At 62.6% G+C, this 14,754-nt stretch carries 13 protein-coding genes and 3 tRNA genes; 1 reads left to right on the top strand and 15 read right to left on the bottom strand.

Annotation, left to right across the window (positions count from 1 at the left end):
• The 12 genes from NVS32_RS08260 to NVS32_RS08205 form a co-directional block, all read right to left on the bottom strand.
• Positions 1-837 (bottom strand): pseudouridine synthase, encoded by an 837-nt coding sequence (locus tag NVS32_RS08260; protein ID WP_258499384.1) that lies wholly within the window; start codon positions 835-837, stop codon positions 1-3.
• A complete protein-coding gene (scpB, locus tag NVS32_RS08255; protein ID WP_258499383.1) occupies positions 830-1,558 on the bottom strand; it encodes an SMC-Scp complex subunit ScpB in 729 nt (242 codons plus the stop codon). Before scpB ends, NVS32_RS08260 begins: the two co-directional genes overlap by 8 nt.
• On the bottom strand, positions 1,558-2,472 hold the full coding sequence (locus tag NVS32_RS08250; protein ID WP_258499382.1) for a segregation and condensation protein A: 915 nt from the start codon (positions 2,470-2,472) through the stop codon (positions 1,558-1,560). The genes scpB and NVS32_RS08250 overlap by 1 nt, the downstream gene beginning before the upstream one ends.
• Positions 2,473-2,478: 6 nt before the next feature.
• Entirely contained in the window at positions 2,479-3,186 is a 708-nt protein-coding gene (locus tag NVS32_RS08245) for a site-2 protease family protein (protein WP_258499381.1), read from the bottom strand.
• An 18-nt stretch (positions 3,187-3,204) separates the two neighbouring features.
• The gene (locus tag NVS32_RS08240; RefSeq protein WP_258499380.1) at positions 3,205-3,504 is read right to left on the bottom strand and encodes a hypothetical protein; all 300 of its coding nucleotides are present in this window, start codon (positions 3,502-3,504) and stop codon (positions 3,205-3,207) included.
• The gene (locus NVS32_RS08235; RefSeq protein WP_258499379.1) at positions 3,497-5,503 is read right to left on the bottom strand and encodes an ABC-F family ATP-binding cassette domain-containing protein; all 2,007 of its coding nucleotides are present in this window, start codon (positions 5,501-5,503) and stop codon (positions 3,497-3,499) included. Before NVS32_RS08235 ends, NVS32_RS08240 begins: the two co-directional genes overlap by 8 nt.
• Positions 5,504-5,650: 147 nt before the next feature.
• The gene (locus NVS32_RS08230) at positions 5,651-6,025 is read right to left on the bottom strand and encodes a VOC family protein (protein WP_258499378.1); all 375 of its coding nucleotides are present in this window, start codon (positions 6,023-6,025) and stop codon (positions 5,651-5,653) included.
• Between the two features lie 189 nt (positions 6,026-6,214).
• A tRNA-Val gene (locus NVS32_RS08225) sits at positions 6,215-6,289 on the bottom strand.
• A gap of 50 nt (positions 6,290-6,339) precedes the next feature.
• A complete protein-coding gene (locus NVS32_RS08220; RefSeq protein WP_258499377.1) occupies positions 6,340-8,319 on the bottom strand; it encodes an acyltransferase family protein in 1,980 nt (659 codons plus the stop codon).
• Between the two features lie 140 nt (positions 8,320-8,459).
• The gene (locus NVS32_RS08215; protein ID WP_258499376.1) at positions 8,460-8,834 is read right to left on the bottom strand and encodes a hypothetical protein; all 375 of its coding nucleotides are present in this window, start codon (positions 8,832-8,834) and stop codon (positions 8,460-8,462) included.
• Between the two features lie 151 nt (positions 8,835-8,985).
• Positions 8,986-9,061: transfer RNA gene (locus NVS32_RS08210), tRNA-Ile, on the bottom strand.
• Between the two features lie 42 nt (positions 9,062-9,103).
• Positions 9,104-9,179 (bottom strand) — tRNA-Ala (locus NVS32_RS08205).
• Positions 9,180-9,483: 304 nt separating this feature from the next.
• Here NVS32_RS08205 and NVS32_RS08200 point away from each other — a divergent pair.
• The gene (locus NVS32_RS08200) at positions 9,484-10,320 is read left to right on the top strand and encodes an alpha/beta fold hydrolase (protein WP_258499375.1); all 837 of its coding nucleotides are present in this window, start codon (positions 9,484-9,486) and stop codon (positions 10,318-10,320) included.
• A 435-nt stretch (positions 10,321-10,755) separates the two neighbouring features.
• On the opposite strand, the gene NVS32_RS08195 is transcribed toward NVS32_RS08200, so the two are convergent.
• From NVS32_RS08195 to ispG, 3 genes are all read right to left on the bottom strand, one after another.
• Positions 10,756-11,778, bottom strand: coding sequence for an alpha-hydroxy-acid oxidizing protein (locus NVS32_RS08195; RefSeq protein WP_258499487.1), 1,023 nt, complete (start codon positions 11,776-11,778; stop codon positions 10,756-10,758).
• Between the two features lie 89 nt (positions 11,779-11,867).
• Positions 11,868-13,565 (bottom strand): proline--tRNA ligase, encoded by a 1,698-nt coding sequence (locus tag NVS32_RS08190; protein WP_303646592.1) that lies wholly within the window; start codon positions 13,563-13,565, stop codon positions 11,868-11,870.
• Positions 13,566-13,658: 93 nt separating this feature from the next.
• Positions 13,659-14,753 carry a flavodoxin-dependent (E)-4-hydroxy-3-methylbut-2-enyl-diphosphate synthase gene (gene ispG / locus NVS32_RS08185; RefSeq protein WP_258499373.1) on the bottom strand — a complete coding sequence of 365 codons (1,095 nt, stop codon included), beginning with the start codon at positions 14,751-14,753 and terminating at the stop codon, positions 13,659-13,661.
• Between the last annotated feature and the right edge of the window lies 1 nt (position 14,754).

Genomic DNA, 14,754 nt, shown 5'->3' with positions numbered 1-14,754 from the left:
CTAGTCGTCCTCCCCCTGGTCGCCGGCATGCCCGGCACAAATCTTCTCGATGGCCGCAACCTCCTGGGGTGTGAGCTCGCGCCACGAACCCTCGTCAACTCCCGTGAGCGAAAGCGGCCCAAACGCATCGCGATGGAGGCGCAAGACCTTGTGCCCCACCGCCTGCATCATCTTCTTGACCTGGTGCTTCCTGCCCTCGTGGATGGTAAGGCCCACAACCGCGTTGGGCTCTCCCCCACCCGTGCGTCCGGCTCCGTGCGGGGCAACAACCGAGTAGAGGGGGTCGTCCTTCGCAAGGAGCGTTGCCCCGGCAGGAGACGCCGGGCCGTCCTCGAGCATAACGCCGCGCCTCAGGCGCTCAAGGTCATGTGCCGAGGGGGTGCCCGAGACCAGAGCCACGTAGTGCTTCTCGACATGGCGCGAGGGATGGAGCAGCTCCTGCCCCACGTTCCCGTTGGTGGTGAAGAGGAGAAGGCCGGTGGTGTCCATATCGAGGCGACCCACCGGGAAGAGGCCGGGGAAGCGGTCGGTGGGAACAAGCTCTGCCACGGTGTGCCTGCCCTGGGGGTCGCTCATCGTGGTGACATAGCCAGCTGGCTTGTAGAGCATGAGGTAGCAGGGCCGCTCGAGGATGTGGCACTCGATGCCGTCCACGCTCACCACGTCACTAGCGGGATCGACCTTGCTGCCAAGCTCGGTCACGACCTCGCCGTTCACGCGCACGCGACCAGCAGTCATGAGGCGCTCGGCGCCGCGCCTGCTTGCAACGCCAGCGCGGGCGAGAAATCGTTGGAGGCGCATGGGATAGAGCCCGTCCTCGCGTACGGGGTCACTCATCGTCCGTATCACCACCCGCCGAGTCGGAGGGAGTCGCTGCCTCGGCGAGGGCTTCTCCATCCTCGTCATCGTCACCATCGCCCAGCAGGTCGCGCTCGTCGTCGATGTCGTCCGAGGCCTCCTCGAGCGTCGACTGAAGCGAGCGGCCAGAGAGGCGCTCGCGAATGAACTGCTTGGACTGCTCGTCGGGTGCGAAGTCCTCGAGCGGGGGCAGGTCGCGGATGCTCCTCAGGCCAAAGCGCTCGAGAAAGGCACGCGTGGTTCCAAAGAGCACAGCCTGCCCGTGCTCGGCGTCATGTCCCACCTCACGCACCAGGCCCTTCTCGCGCAGGGAGGCAATGACGCCGTCCGAGTTCACGCCACGGATGGCGCGCACACCCTCGCGCGAGACCGGCTGGTGGTACGCAATGACGGCAAGCGTCTCCAGCGCCGCCTGCGAGAGGCGCCGCTGATCCCACGAGAGCACGTAGTCGGCGACCTGGTCGTGGAAGGCAGGGTGCGTGAAGAGCCTCCAGCCACCTGCGACCTCGCGGAGCTGGAAGCCACGGTTTGCGTCGGCGTACTCGGCCGAGAGTTCCGCAAGCGCCGAGGCAACGTCACCCGGCGCGGCGCCCGTGGCCTTTGCCAGGTCTGTTGCCGAGACGGAGTCATCGGACACGAGGAGCAGGGCCTCCAGGAGCCCCTTGAGCGAGCCGTCATCAAGCCTCTCGAGACCTGCCATCACGCGTCCTCCCCCGTTTTGTCTTCCTGTTCGCCCTCATCGGTGCCCACGATGTCGCCAAAGCCAAGTTGTTCCAGGTCCTGCTCGTCAACGCCCTGCTCGTCAAGCTCGCAGAGGACCGACTCATCCATCTCGTACGGCGTTGCCCCCTCCACGTGGTCAAGCTCGATCTCGCCAAAGTTCCTCTCCTGGTGCATACGCAGCTTGTCCCTATGGTAGAGGTCAAGTACGGCGAGGAAGTTTGCCACAACGACCTCGGGCTCGCTCGAGCCGTCGAGAAGCTCAGAGAACGTGAGGTGCCCACGCGAACGCGCCAGACGGTCGACGGATGCAACCGTAAGCGCGATGGGCAGGCGCTTGGGCGCGATGTGCTCCGACTCGAGCAGGAACGTCTCGCGGTGCGCGTCGATGTCGGCGCAGATGACGGCAAGGCTCCGAAGCGTGATGCCCTCGAGGTAGTCGGGCATGAGGCCCAGAAACTCCGGGTCCGGTCCCACAGTGCGCGGCACCATGCGGGACTCCGCCTCCATGCGGCTGCCAAGCGCGGAACCGGCGTTTCTGAACTGCTTGTACGTAATGAGGCGAGCAATAAGAACCTCACGCGCCTCGTCAGGCGAGAGGCCAGCGAGGTCGTCCTCCTCGTCTAGCTCGTCCTGTGCGTCATGAGGGGAGCGCGTGACGCCACCCTCGGGGACAAGCGCGGCTGCCTTCATGTCCAGAAGCGTCGAGGCAACGAGCACAAAGTCGCTAGCCACGTCCAGGTCGAGGTCTCTCATGCGCTCGACCTCGGCCAGGTACTGGTCCGCGACCTCTGCCACCGAGATGGAGCCAATGGCAACCTTTTGCCTGCTCACAAGCTGTAGCAGGAGGTCGAAGGGACCCGTGTACGCATCTGTCTTAACGCGCCATGACATATGCCGCTATGCCCCCATGAGAAGGTCGAAGAGCGAGCCCGCCGTGGAGTCGAGGATCCACCCCAGAGGGTCCACGCCAAGGGCATACGGAATGAGGTAGAGCGCCACGATGAGGATGGGCATGGCGTACTGCTGCACCTGGTAGTAGGCACGGCGAGACCGCTCGCTCCTAAAGAGGGGCGAGATTACCTTGGAGCCATCAAGCGGGGGCAGCGGGATGAGGTTGAAGCACATGAGCATGAGGTTCACGTACACGTAGGTGGAGAGAATCGTGAGGACCCAATACGCCACGTTGTACCAGGGGTCGACCGCTAGGGCACCAGAGGTGAGCCCCGAGTTGAAGCCCCAGTACGCAAGCCGCCACACGGCGGCGCCCGCAAGCGCCTGGAGGAAGTTGCAGACAGGCCCCGCAAGCGCAACCAGAGCCTCGTCGCGGTTTCTTGTCTTGGGATCGAAGTTCATGGGGTTGTAGGGCACGGGCTTTGCGTACGCAAAGATGGGCCCACCAAATGCCCCCATGATAAGCGGCAGGATGATGGAGCCAAAGGGATCGATGTGCGCGGCGGGGTTAAGCGTGAGGCGCCCGGCACGCTTGGCGGTGGGATCGCCCAGCCTGCTGGCCATCCAGCCGTGGGCCACCTCGTGCGGAATGGCGGAGAGCATGACAAGCCCAACCGAGATGAGGATCGTGATGATACGCGAGGTCGAGAACACGTCACGCCCCTTTCTGGCCTAGATCCGGTAGGCAGCTCTTGTGAGCAGCCAGTCTATGACAAAGAGCGCAGTGGCGACAAGTGCGAAGTCTCCCCTAAAGGCGCCGCCCATGGGCGTGCGGAAGACAAGAATCCCCTGAAGGGCCGGTGGTATCGCACCAGTCGCAAGACCGTTCACGCCGAGAAGCGCCGTGTGAAGCGGGCCCACGTCAAGCGAGTCGACAAGCACAAGTACGCAGAGCGCCACGGCAAGCACACGGGCGACAAGCGCAACGGCATTGAGGACGGCACGCACCCCCGTGCGCGAGATGCTATGCATCCTTCTCGCCCGCCTCCATGGCCTCGGAGAGCTCGAGCCATTCCTGCTCGAGAGCGGGAATCTTCTTGGAGAGGGCGTTGTACTCGCTCATGCAGGCGTTGAAGCGCTCGGTGTCGTTGTAGAGGTCCTCGTCTGCCATGAGGGTCACGAGCTCGTTGTAGCGGTCGTGTGCTGGGCCCAGCGCAGACTCCACCTCCTGCAAGCGCTTCTTGGTCTTGCGCAGTGCCTTGCTTCTGCGGTTGCGCTCCTCGGCCTCGGCACGACGCTGCTCCTTGGTCTTGACGTTGCGGCCAGTCGCCGCCTGCTCGGGTGCCGCATGCGCAATGGGAGCCGCCTTTTGTTGCGCGGGCTGAGTTGCAGGCGTAGCGTCCGCCGCCGCAGCCGCCTCGAGCTCTGCGCGCTTGAACTGGTAGTACTCGTAGTCACCGTCGTAGAGCGTGACCTTGTGGTCGCGGACGTCGACCACCTTGTTAGCAACGGCACGAACCAGGTGCTCGTCGTGGCTGATGAGCACAATCGTTCCCGGGAAGTGAACGAGGGCGTGCTCAAGCACGTCGACGGAGTCGATGTCCAGGTGGTTGGTGGGCTCGTCCAGGCAGAGCAGGGGGTCGGGCGCCACGAGCATCTTTGCAAGGGCGAGACGTGCCTTCTCGCCACCAGAGAGCACCGAGACGCGCTTGTCCACGTCGTCGCCGTGGAAGAGGAAGGCACCCAGGAGCCGGCGCTCCTCGGAGGTGGTCCAGCCTGGGGCCACGGCGTCCATCTCCTGGAGCACGGTGTTTGCGGGGTCAAGCTGCTCGAGCTGGTGCTGCGCGTAGTAGGCACAGGTCACGTTCTGGCCAAGCTCGACCGAGCCGGCATCTGGCGTGAGGCGCCCGTTGATGAGCTTCATGAGCGTCGACTTGCCGGCGCCGTTGGGGCCAACGAGGGCCACATGGTCGCCGCGATAGAGCGTGAGGTCGACGTGGTCGTATACGTGGTTCTCACCAAAGGACTTTGCAGCGTCCTCCACCTTTACCACGGTGTCGCCAGTGCGAGGCGGATCGGGAAACGAGAAGTGCACCTTCTTGGAGCCCTCGGGGAGAATGACCAGCTCGCTCTTGATCTGCTCGATGCGGCGCATGCGCTCCTGCGCCTGCGCGGCCTTCGTTGGCTTGTAGCGGAACTTGTCGACAAAGACCTGCATGTGGGCGATCTCTCGCTCCTGGGCGGCACGCTTGGCGCGCATCTGCTCGAGGTTGTCCTCGCGCTGACGCAGGTAGTCTGAGTAGTTGCCCGTGTAGGTGGTGAGGCGGCGGTTCTCGACGGCCGCCACGTGGGAGACGCAGGCGTCCATGAACGAGCGGTCGTGACTCACGAGAAGCACGGCACCATCGTAGGCGGCAAGGAAGTGCTCGAGCCACTGGACACTCTCGAGGTCGAGGTGGTTGGTGGGCTCGTCGAGAAGGAGCAGGTCGGGATGGCGGAGAAGCAGCTTCGAGAGCGCGATGCGCATCTGCCAGCCACCGGAAAAATCAACCGCGGGCTTGTCGAAGTCCTCGATAGGAAAGCCAAGGCCACCCAGGATCTGGCGCGCACGGGCGTCGAGCTCGTAGCCGCCCAGGCGCTCGAAGCGGTCCTGCGCGTGTCCGTAATCCTCGAGCAGACGGTCAAGCTCTGGACCGGGCTTGGTGGTCGAGATCTTCGCCTCGAGCTCGGCAACGCGGCGCTCCCAGCCCTTGACCTCGTGCGCGGAGTCGACGACCTCCTGAAGGGCGGTCTTCTCGCCATCGATCTTGGTCTCCTGCTCGAGGTAGCCGACGGTGGTCTCCTTGGCAAAGGAGACGGTTCCCTCGTCGGGCGCCTCCTGCCCCATGATGATCTTCAGGAGCGTTGTCTTGCCGGCCCCGTTGGGGCCGACGAGCGCCCAGCGCTCACCGGCGTTGAGCTGCAGCGTGGCCTGCGTGTAGAGGACCCTTCCGCCAAACGACTTGGTAATCTTGTCTGCGAGTGCTATCACGTGAACCCCTCGGGATGCCAAATTTGCCAAGGGGTGAGTATACGGTACGCTCGTGCAGAAGAGGTGTGCCTGCGGGATTCGTTTGCCGGGCAACGGAATCCCACTACCTGGTAATGGAATCCCATTACCAGGTAGATCAATTCCGCACTAGTCGTCTACCGTGATGTGTATGGAGAAGCCCGCAATCTCGTCCTTGAAGTAGATGAGGTGCGTGGAGCCGTCGGGGAACTTGGCGCGGGATTCCTCGTTGAACTCGAAGCCGCGGTCCTCGAACCACTTCTGCGCGGCGTCGATGTCATCAACGTGGAAGCCGATGTGGCCCTTCTCGCCGCGACCGGCACCCTTCATGATCTCGATGTAGGTGTCAACAAAGTAGGAAGGCGCAAGCTCCGTGGTGCCAAGGCCCAGAAGGGTCGCAAGCTGCCTGGTGATCTTCTCGGCGTTCTCTGGCGTGCCGCCGTTGATGCCCACGTGCGCAAGCCGCAGGCCAAGCGCCTTCTTGGGGTCTTCCTCAGTCTTCATAGAACAGCCCTCCCTTTGCGTGTGAGTAATGCCGCATACCGCTTCTTGCTGAGCGCCATGTGCCTCAAGTATATTGGACATTATAGGCGTCACGCGAACAGGGACATGCTGCAGCACATCAACACCTAGCAGAGGAAAATAGGCGGAAATAAAAACGGCACCCAACAGGATGCCGTCGCTCAGATTCTATGGTGGGCGATGCTGGATTCGAACCAGCGACCCCATCCGTGTGAAGGATGTGCTCTACCCCTGAGCCAATCGCCCGTGCGGTTTGTTATATTACCAAAACAATCCGGTTTGGCAACCGAGAATTCCTACCTTCCCGTAATTGCCGCTCGAAGCATCAGGACGTAGGCGTCAGCACCCTCGGGGCGAAGGTGGGTGCCGTCATCCCAGAAGTACTCGTCGTGCCCGGCACTCGTCTCGTACCAGTCGATGACCTCGCAGTTGTCGTACTCGGCTGCCACCTGCTTGAACAGGGAGTTGTTGATGTCCTGGAGGGCAAGCGGCACTCGTGCCGTCACAAGGTAGACGCGCTTGCCAGGGTCGACAGCCTCGATGAGGGCCCTGACCTGGTCCTCGGTGGCCACGCCGTTGTCGCCCAATGACCACACCACAACATCGCCATCATGCCCTGCAGCCACGTCCTGGGCATAGACGTCCGGACCGTCGTAGATCTGCCGCCCAACCACGGCGTCGATATAGCCGTTGGGGAAAATCGTGTTGAACTGGTTGACCGCACCGGCCGGCACGGAATCGCCAACGAGAATGACCTTGGCGTCCGTTGCGCCGGTCTCGGCGTCAACGTCGTAGCTCACGTTGTTGATGGATGAGAAGGCGCCGTCAAAGGCGGTCCCGGCAAAATATGTCCCAGAGTCATCGTAGCTCTCGAGGCTCTTGGCCTGCGACGTGAGTGCGGACTCCTGGCCGACAGCCACTGCCTGTGGGGTGTTTGCCGTTTCGGCATTGAGCGGTACAAACATGAGCACGATGACCGCCACAACGCCAACCCCCTCCATCACAAGCCGAGGGAGCGGCTGCGCGAGAAGCCCAGGGGTAAGCCTCGAGTGAGAGACGCCACGCTGGGAGCGTGCGTCGCGGGGGCCAACAAACGTGGGAATGGGCGAGAGCGGGCGTGCGGGCGCCTTCTCGAGGAACTGATAGGAGAGCTCAGAGAGCACGCCTATGAGGGCAAACTCAAGAACCCATCCCCACCAGGGCAGAGGCGTGGTGTCGCTTGCAGGGTTCAGGATGATGAACAGCGGGTAGTGCCAAAGGTAAAGCGCGTAGCCGCGCTTGCCCGCCTCGGCCAAGAGGGGTACGCCAAGGACGCGTCCCACAATTGTGTGGTTAGGTCGCGAGACGCACCCCACAAGAAGCGCCGCGAGAATGGCCGCAATAAGGATCCCGCCCCGATACACAAAGTGGCTGTACCCGTTGAAGACGAACATCATGACTACGATCACAAGCAGAGAGACAAACGCAATGAGGTCGTAGGTTACAGCGGAAACGCCGCGCTCGCGCAGGGCGGGTACAAGACGCTCAAGACGAAGGCCCCTTCCGCCCGTAGCTATTGCGAGCAGCGCACCCGCTAGAAGCTCGGCCGCACGGGTGTCTGGCCCGTAGTAGATGCGCGCGGTATCCGCCGTGGGGTCAAAGCGCAGCCACATGGCAATCGAGGAGGCAAGAATCAAGATGCAAACGGCAATGCATGCGTTGCGGCGGCTAGGCAAAACGCGCGAGAACAGCAGCACGACAAGCGGCCACACGATGTAAAACTGCATCACGACGCCGAGGTACCAGAAGTGCGTCAGTGGGGATGGCGCACCCGCCGCAGCAAAGTACGAAACATTGCGCACGATGTAGAAGATGTTCTCGAAGAAGAGAAGGGCCGGCAAGGCATCGGCCTGGATCTTGGGAAGAAGGTAGGGCGCTCGGATTGCAGAGAGGATCACGGTCACGCCGACTACGGCAAGCATCGTGGGCCACAGCCGCACCGCGCGCTTGACGATGAGCCTTCCGTACTCGATGGAGCCCGAACGAGCGATTTCGCGCTGCACGGAGAGCGTGAAGAGGTAGCCCGTGATCACAAAGAAGACCGTGACGCCAAAGAAGCCACCCGGAATCCAAGTGGGATTTGCGTGATAGAGCACGATGCCAAGAATGGCAATCACACGCAAGCCATCAAGGCCGGCAACGCGCCGTGAGGCAGCTTGAGGCGCAGTTGGACGCGAGTCCCTAACGGTTGCAGGGTCAATCGACCTGCTGCGCCTGCCTGTAGCCACTCTCTCCACGCCTGCCTACTCCCACACGTGTGCCGCCATTAAGGAAAAACCAATGGCAACATTCTATGGCAAAGCGCGATATTGACTTGGGCACTTTTAAGGTGGAGCGCCTCATGCCAACGGTACCTCAGCGCACGCTCTGGAGTGCGCTAGACAGTCTCGACGCTCTTCTTCACAGCGGCCGTAGCAACGGTGACCAAAAGCGCCAGGACAAACGCAACGGCACCAACCACGACGGGAGCCACCTGACCGTTGCCAAGCGCAATGTCGCCTGCGCAGAGAGCACCGGTGGCAACCGTGGCTCCGGTAGAGGGCCCCATGAGCTTTGGCGCGTTGGATGGCACGTTGGCAACCCTTGCACCTCTCGCGCCTGCGAGGAGTGCAACCACGGAGGCAGCAACTACAAAGAGGTCGGTGATGTCAATGCCGAGAACCGCTAGCACTATTCCCGCGGCCACGCAGGCGCACCCCGCGATGAGAGCAACAATGCCAGATACCTTGAGCCTCTTTGCTTCCGGAGACATGGGCAACCCCTAATCGACGATGCTGGCCGCGCTAAGGCGTGGCAACCAAACAGGCAATGTATACCCAATACGTTACCAAGGGTTTCTCGCAACATGGTCCCACCATAGAGAAACGCTCCCCCGCCCAATGAGCGAAGGAGCGCGCATGCCATGGTGGGCCCAGTAGGATTCGAACCTACAACCCAGGGATTATGAGTCCCCTGCGCTAACCGTTGCGCCATGAGCCCCTATGAAAAAGGGCGACGGCAAATGCCGCCGCCCTGAATATATGGTGGAGAATAGGGGGTTCGAACCCCTGACCTCGTGACTGCCAGTCACGCGCTCTCCCAACTGAGCTAATTCCCCGTGGGTTGGTGCGGGAATTACTATACCAGACGAGAATTCTTGGTCAACAACTTTTTTTAAAAAGTTGGGACTGATGCTTGTCCGAGCCGACGGAGAAAAAGCTCGACCCCATGCAGGGTAGTTTCCGCGTGGCTGGCGCCCGTCTCTGAAGGGTTCCCCGTCCCTCTCGCAGACAATAGCTCTATTTCTTAATTGCTAGCCGCATTTCAGCAGGCATCTAATACCGGTAATAAGAAAAGGAGCCAAACTCCGCAGACCCTTTTCAGCTGCTAGGATGGGGCAAAAGGCAACGGAAAGGAGAACCATGAGCGCGGAACGCACGGAGTCACGCTACGTGACAGTCGAGCCGGATGTCCAAATCCACTTCTGGGATGCAGGCGAGAAGGACGCACCTGCCCTCATCTTCATCCCTGGCCTCACCTTCTCGGGCAAGGTCTTCAAGCACCAGCTGGAGCACTTCTCCAAGAGCCACCGCGTTATTCTCGTCGACCCCCGCGGCCAGGGACTCTCGACTAAGTGCCCGTTTGGTAATGATTACCAGACCCACGGTCGTGACCTCATTCGCCTGGTGGAGCACGAGGGCATCGAGAAGCCAACGCTCGTAGGCTGGAGCTGCGGAAACCTAGAGGCGTGGAGCTACCTTGAGCAGGCGGGGGTCGAGTCCGTCTCCGGTTGCGTGACGGTTGACATGTCCCCGCTGCCTCACAACGAGGACCCCACGGCCTGGACGGAGGGAACGCCGGCCGAGCTTTCGGAGATCATGACGCGCACGCTGAACCATCCGGAGACCGCAGCGGGCTTCTGGGACAGCTACCTGCGCGAGGTCATGTGGCAGGGGCCGCTCGCGGACGAGCAGTACGAGTGGTTCATCGATATGTCCAACCAGACGCCCTTCTGGGTCACTCACGAGCTCTTTGGCGACGCGATTCTCTCCGACTACCGAGCCATTGCGCAAGAGGCGTCCGAGAAGATCCCCACGCTCATGTTCATTGCCGAGCACTGGGCAGACGTCGCGGAGCCGTACTGGCACAGCCTCTGCCCCCAAACCCCCACGTATGTGATGGGCGGCCACCTGATGGCTATCCAGTATCCAGACCGCTTCAACCAGCGGCTGGAAACCTTCCTCACAACCGGAAGGTAACGGCCAAGGCCTCGCGGGGATTCCCGCGAGGCCTTTTTCGGTACCAACAACCCCCACGGAGGACCTCTCTCCCGGAGGTCTCACGCGCCCCTCTACCAAAGGCGCCACGGAGGTCCCCGCTCTCGCGGAATATAGCTCCTATTCTTAAACTCACCTCGCGTTTCCGCAGGTCGCGGTTTTCGGTTCTAAGGAAAGGAGCTAAACTCCGCGGCTGGCAGCCATGCCAGTCGGTGGCATTACCCGCATCTTCTCGTTATTGCACGAGATTTCTCGTCAATAGAGCGTTTCCCCAGTTGGGAAGCATAACATCAAGAAATTACGTGCAATAATCCAAACACAAGCCGCATTTGCGCAGGTCACAGGTATTGAAATAAGAAGAGAGACTCCGAGAAGCACCGACGCAGGGGCGTCATAGCGCGTCGAGCCTCCCGATGCCTACCAGCTCACAAGGTCGTCCGTGATGTCCAAGACGGTCTCTGCACCACACATTTCCATGGTGTCCGAAAGCTCGCCCTGCAGCTGGGCGAGAAGGTTCATCACGCCCTGCTCTCCCCCACCGTACATCGCAACCACGAACGGCCGGCACATGAGAACCGCGCTCGCGCCAAGCGCAAGGGCCCGGAAGACGTCGACGCCGCTCCTGATGCCGCCGTCAACCAGTACGACAAGGTCGTCTCCCACGGCGCGGGCAATCTCGGGGAGCACCGTCGCCGTAGCCTCCACGCCGTCCTGCACGCGCCCCCCGTGGTTGGAGACCACAATGCCGTCGGCGCCGGCCTTAACGGCCTTCTCGGCACCTCGCTCGGTCATGATCCCCTTGAGGACAAAAGGCGTGTTTGCCGCATGGCATGCCTTGGCGATCTCGCGCAGCTGCGAGACGTCCTTGGCACCAGCGGGCGGCTGCTGTCCCTTGAGGAAGGGAAGCCCCGCGCCATCGATATCCATGGCCACGGCAACGGGATGTGCCGCCAGGGCGATTCTCAGCTTGCCTCGCACCACGTCCTTGGACCAAGGCTTTATGGTGCAGATGCCACAGCCATCCAAGCCCGAAATGGCGCGACAGGCCCCCTCGTGGAGCGAGGCGGCGAGGCCGTCGCCCGTCCACCCCAGCGACCCTGCCCCTGCAGCTGCACGGAGCATCACGTCGTTGTAGGTCTCCATGTCGTACTTGGGGCCGTAGTGGCGGTTCACGTCACCCAGCGGGCCAACCATCACGGGCAACGAGAGCTTGCGCCCAAAGAGTGTCACGGAAGTGTCCGGGACATACGGCTCGTGGATGGTGTCCATGTGAAGCATCACAGACTGCCAGGCCTCGTAGTTGCGGATAGCCACCATCCCTGTGCCCTTTGCGCCCGGACCAGGGATGCAGTTGCGGCAGGCCCTCCCGTCACAAACGGGACACGCCTTGCAGTTGCCCATCTGTCCTCGAGCGGCCTCTGCCAGCTCCGCGTAGCTCATGCTTCCCAATGAATTCCTCCTATAGAGAGAGGGCCGCGGAAGTCCCGCGGCCCACGTGGATGAGACAAAGGGACTGTCCCTTTGTCTCATTACGCACGGTCGGAGATGACACGAGCCGAGAGGAGCGAAGCCACCTCGTCGATGGCAACCTCGGTGCGCTCGCCGGTCGCACGGACCTTGAGTTCCACGTTGCCGTTCTTGATGGCCTTCTTGCCGCACACCACCTGGTACGGGAAGCCCATGAGGTCCGCGTCGGCAAACTTGACGCCCGGGCGCTCCTTGCGATCGTCCACGATAACCTCGACGCCTGCCGCGAGAAGCTCCTCGGCCACACGCGTGGCAACGGGCCACACCACGTCATCGTTCACGTCGAGAGGAACGACCTCGACCTCGTAGGGTGCTACCGCCACGGGGAACGAGATGCCGTGCTCGTCGTGGTGCTGCTCGACCACGGCGGCAAGCATGCGAGAGACGCCTATGCCGTAGCAGCCCATCTGGAAGGGCTTCTCGATGCCGTCGGGATCTGCGAAGGTTGCGCCCATGGTCTCGGAGTACTTGGTTCCCAGCTGGAAGACCTGGCCAACCTCGATGCCACGGGCAGCCTTGAGTGGCGCGCCGCACTTGGGGCAGCGGTCGCCAGCCTTCGCGGTGATGACATCCACCCAACGGCCAATCGTGAAGTCGCGGCCTTGCTTCGCGTGGACATAGTGGTAGCCCGCATCGTTTGCGCCGATGGTCCACCAGGAGGAGTTACGCAGCGATTCGTCGGCGCAGGAGCCCACGCCCTCGGGGAGATCGATGGGTCCGATGAAGCCCTTGACGAGACCGTACTGCGCAAGCTCCTCGTCGCTCATCATGTGGTAGGCGCCAAAGGCGTGCTCGGCCTTCACATCGTTCATCTCGTGGTCACCGGGGACAAAGCACACCCAGGGCTTGCCGTCGCCGTCGACAAGCGCCAGCGCCTTCCTCGTTGCGGCCTCAGGCACCTTGAGGAAGGCCGCGAGGTCGGCGATAGTCCCGCAACCAGGTGTCTCGAGCTTCTGGAGGTCTCCCTCCTCGCCCTCGACGAGGTTGATGGGGGCCGTAGCGGCCTCGGTATCTGCCGCAAAGCCACAGCCGTCACAGTAGACAATCTCGGCCTCGCCGGCGTCCGCCAGTGCCATGAACTCGACGGAGGTGTCGCCACCAATCTGGCCGGAGTCCGCAACCACGGGAAGCGCACGCAGGCCCACGCGCTCGCAGATGCGCGCGTAGGCGCCCTTCTCGTCGTTATAGGACTTCTGCATGCCCTCGACGTCAGCGTCGAAGGAGTAGCCGTCCTTCATGATGAACTCGCGGCCGCGCATGAGGCCAAAGCGGGGGCGCAGCTCGTCGCGGAACTTGTCCTGGATCTGATAAAGCGTCACAGGGAGCTGCTTGTAGGAGCGAAGCTCGTTGCGGACGAGGTCGGTGAAGGACTCCTCGTGCGTGGGGCCAAGGGCAAACTCGCGCTCGTGGCGGTCCTTGAGGCGCATGAGCTCCGGGCCGTAGGCGCACCAGCGGCCGGACTGGCGCCAGAGCTCGCCGTCGGTGAGGATGGGGACGAGCATCTCCTGCGCGCCAATGCCCTCCATCTCGTCGCGAATGACAGCCTCGATCTTCATGAGCGAGCGCCACGCAAGCGGCAGGTAGCTGTAGAGACCAGAGGCGGACTTGCGGATCATACCCGCACGGAGCAAAAGCCTATGGCTTGCAAGCTCCGCCTCAGCGGGATCCTCCTTGAGCGTAGGCGCATAGAGCCCGGTCATCCTTGCATACGTTCTCACGGTGAAAGTCCTCTCCCCCGGCAAACTGGCCGGGCGTCATGCGCCGAAACCGACGCTAAGCAATTCTAGGGCCGATTAGGCACCAAGGGCGCCTGGGAAGCGCCGCTCGATCTCGGCCATGAGTTCGTCCACGATCTTGTCAGCAGGAACCTTGCGCAGGGGCTTGCCACCCTCGAAGAGCATGGCCTGCCCGTGACCGCATGCCACGCCAAGGTCTGCGTCGGAGGCCTCGCCGGGCCCGTTCACCACGCACCCCATGACAGCAACGGTGATGGGCGCCTTTACGGCAGAGAGGCGCTTGCCCACCTCCTCGGCAATGGGAATCATGTCAACCTGGCAACGGCCGCAGGTGGGGCAGCTAACGAGCTCGGGCGAGCGGCGGCGCATGCCAAGCGCCGAGAGGAGCTCCCAGGCAACCGCAACCTCCTCGACGGGGTCTGCGGTTAGCGAGAGGCGCATGGTATCGCCAATGCCCTCCTCGAGGAGAATTCCCACGCCCGCGGCGTTTTTGACCGTCCCCTGTCGAAGCGTTCCCGCCTCGGTGACGCCCACATGAAGCGGGACCTCGGGCAGAGCCTTCGAGAGCGCGCGGTAGGTCGCAAGTGTGGTGGGCACGCTGTGCGCCTTGGCCGAGAGCACCACGTCGAGAAAGCCGCGGTCACGGAAGTGCTCGACGAAGCCCTCGGCGGAGGCCACGAGCTTCTCCGGAAGCGTGAGGTCCTGCCTGGCGGCGACCTTCTCGTCAAGCGAACCAGCATTGACGCCAATGCGAATGGGAATCCCCGCCTCGCCGCAGGCATCTATCACAGCGTCCACGCAATCCCAGGAGCCGATGTTGCCCGGGTTCACGCGCAGGGCTGCCGCACCGCGGGCGGCGGCACTCAGGGCAAGGCGGTAGTCGAAGTGGATGTCCGCAATCACAGGCAGCGGCGACTCCGCGCAGATGCGCTCGAAGCCATCGAGCGACTCCGCGCTGGGAACTGCCACGCGGATGATCTCGCATCCAGCGTCTGCAAGGCGTCTGATCTGCGCAAGGGTGGCCGCAGCGTCTGCCGTCTTGGTGGTGCACATCGACTGCACCGAGACGGGCGCGCCTCCGCCCACGGCGACGTTGCCAACCATGACGCGCCTCGTAAGGTCTCGGGGAAATATCTGAGTGCTGGTATCCATG

Source organism: Tractidigestivibacter montrealensis, from assembly GCF_024741235.1.
GTDB classification, from domain to species: Bacteria; Actinomycetota; Coriobacteriia; order Coriobacteriales; family Atopobiaceae; genus Tractidigestivibacter; species Tractidigestivibacter montrealensis.
This window is presented reverse-complemented; position numbering and strand designations above follow the sequence as displayed.

Coding starts and splice junctions, on each gene's coding strand:
- NVS32_RS08200 (WP_258499375.1), top strand. CDS start 9,484: ATGAGCGCGGAACGCACGGAGTCACGCTACGTGACAGTCGAGCCGGAT.
- NVS32_RS08260 (WP_258499384.1), bottom strand. CDS start 837: ATGAGTGACCCCGTACGCGAGGACGGGCTCTATCCCATGCGCCTCCAA.
- NVS32_RS08190 (WP_303646592.1), bottom strand. CDS start 13,565: ATGACCGGGCTCTATGCGCCTACGCTCAAGGAGGATCCCGCTGAGGCG.
- NVS32_RS08230 (WP_258499378.1), bottom strand. CDS start 6,025: ATGAAGACTGAGGAAGACCCCAAGAAGGCGCTTGGCCTGCGGCTTGCG.
- ispG (WP_258499373.1), bottom strand. CDS start 14,753: ATGGATACCAGCACTCAGATATTTCCCCGAGACCTTACGAGGCGCGTC.
- NVS32_RS08240 (WP_258499380.1), bottom strand. CDS start 3,504: ATGCATAGCATCTCGCGCACGGGGGTGCGTGCCGTCCTCAATGCCGTT.
- NVS32_RS08195 (WP_258499487.1), bottom strand. CDS start 11,778: ATGAGCTACGCGGAGCTGGCAGAGGCCGCTCGAGGACAGATGGGCAAC.
- scpB (WP_258499383.1), bottom strand. CDS start 1,558: ATGGCAGGTCTCGAGAGGCTTGATGACGGCTCGCTCAAGGGGCTCCTG.
- NVS32_RS08250 (WP_258499382.1), bottom strand. CDS start 2,472: ATGTCATGGCGCGTTAAGACAGATGCGTACACGGGTCCCTTCGACCTC.
- NVS32_RS08215 (WP_258499376.1), bottom strand. CDS start 8,834: ATGTCTCCGGAAGCAAAGAGGCTCAAGGTATCTGGCATTGTTGCTCTC.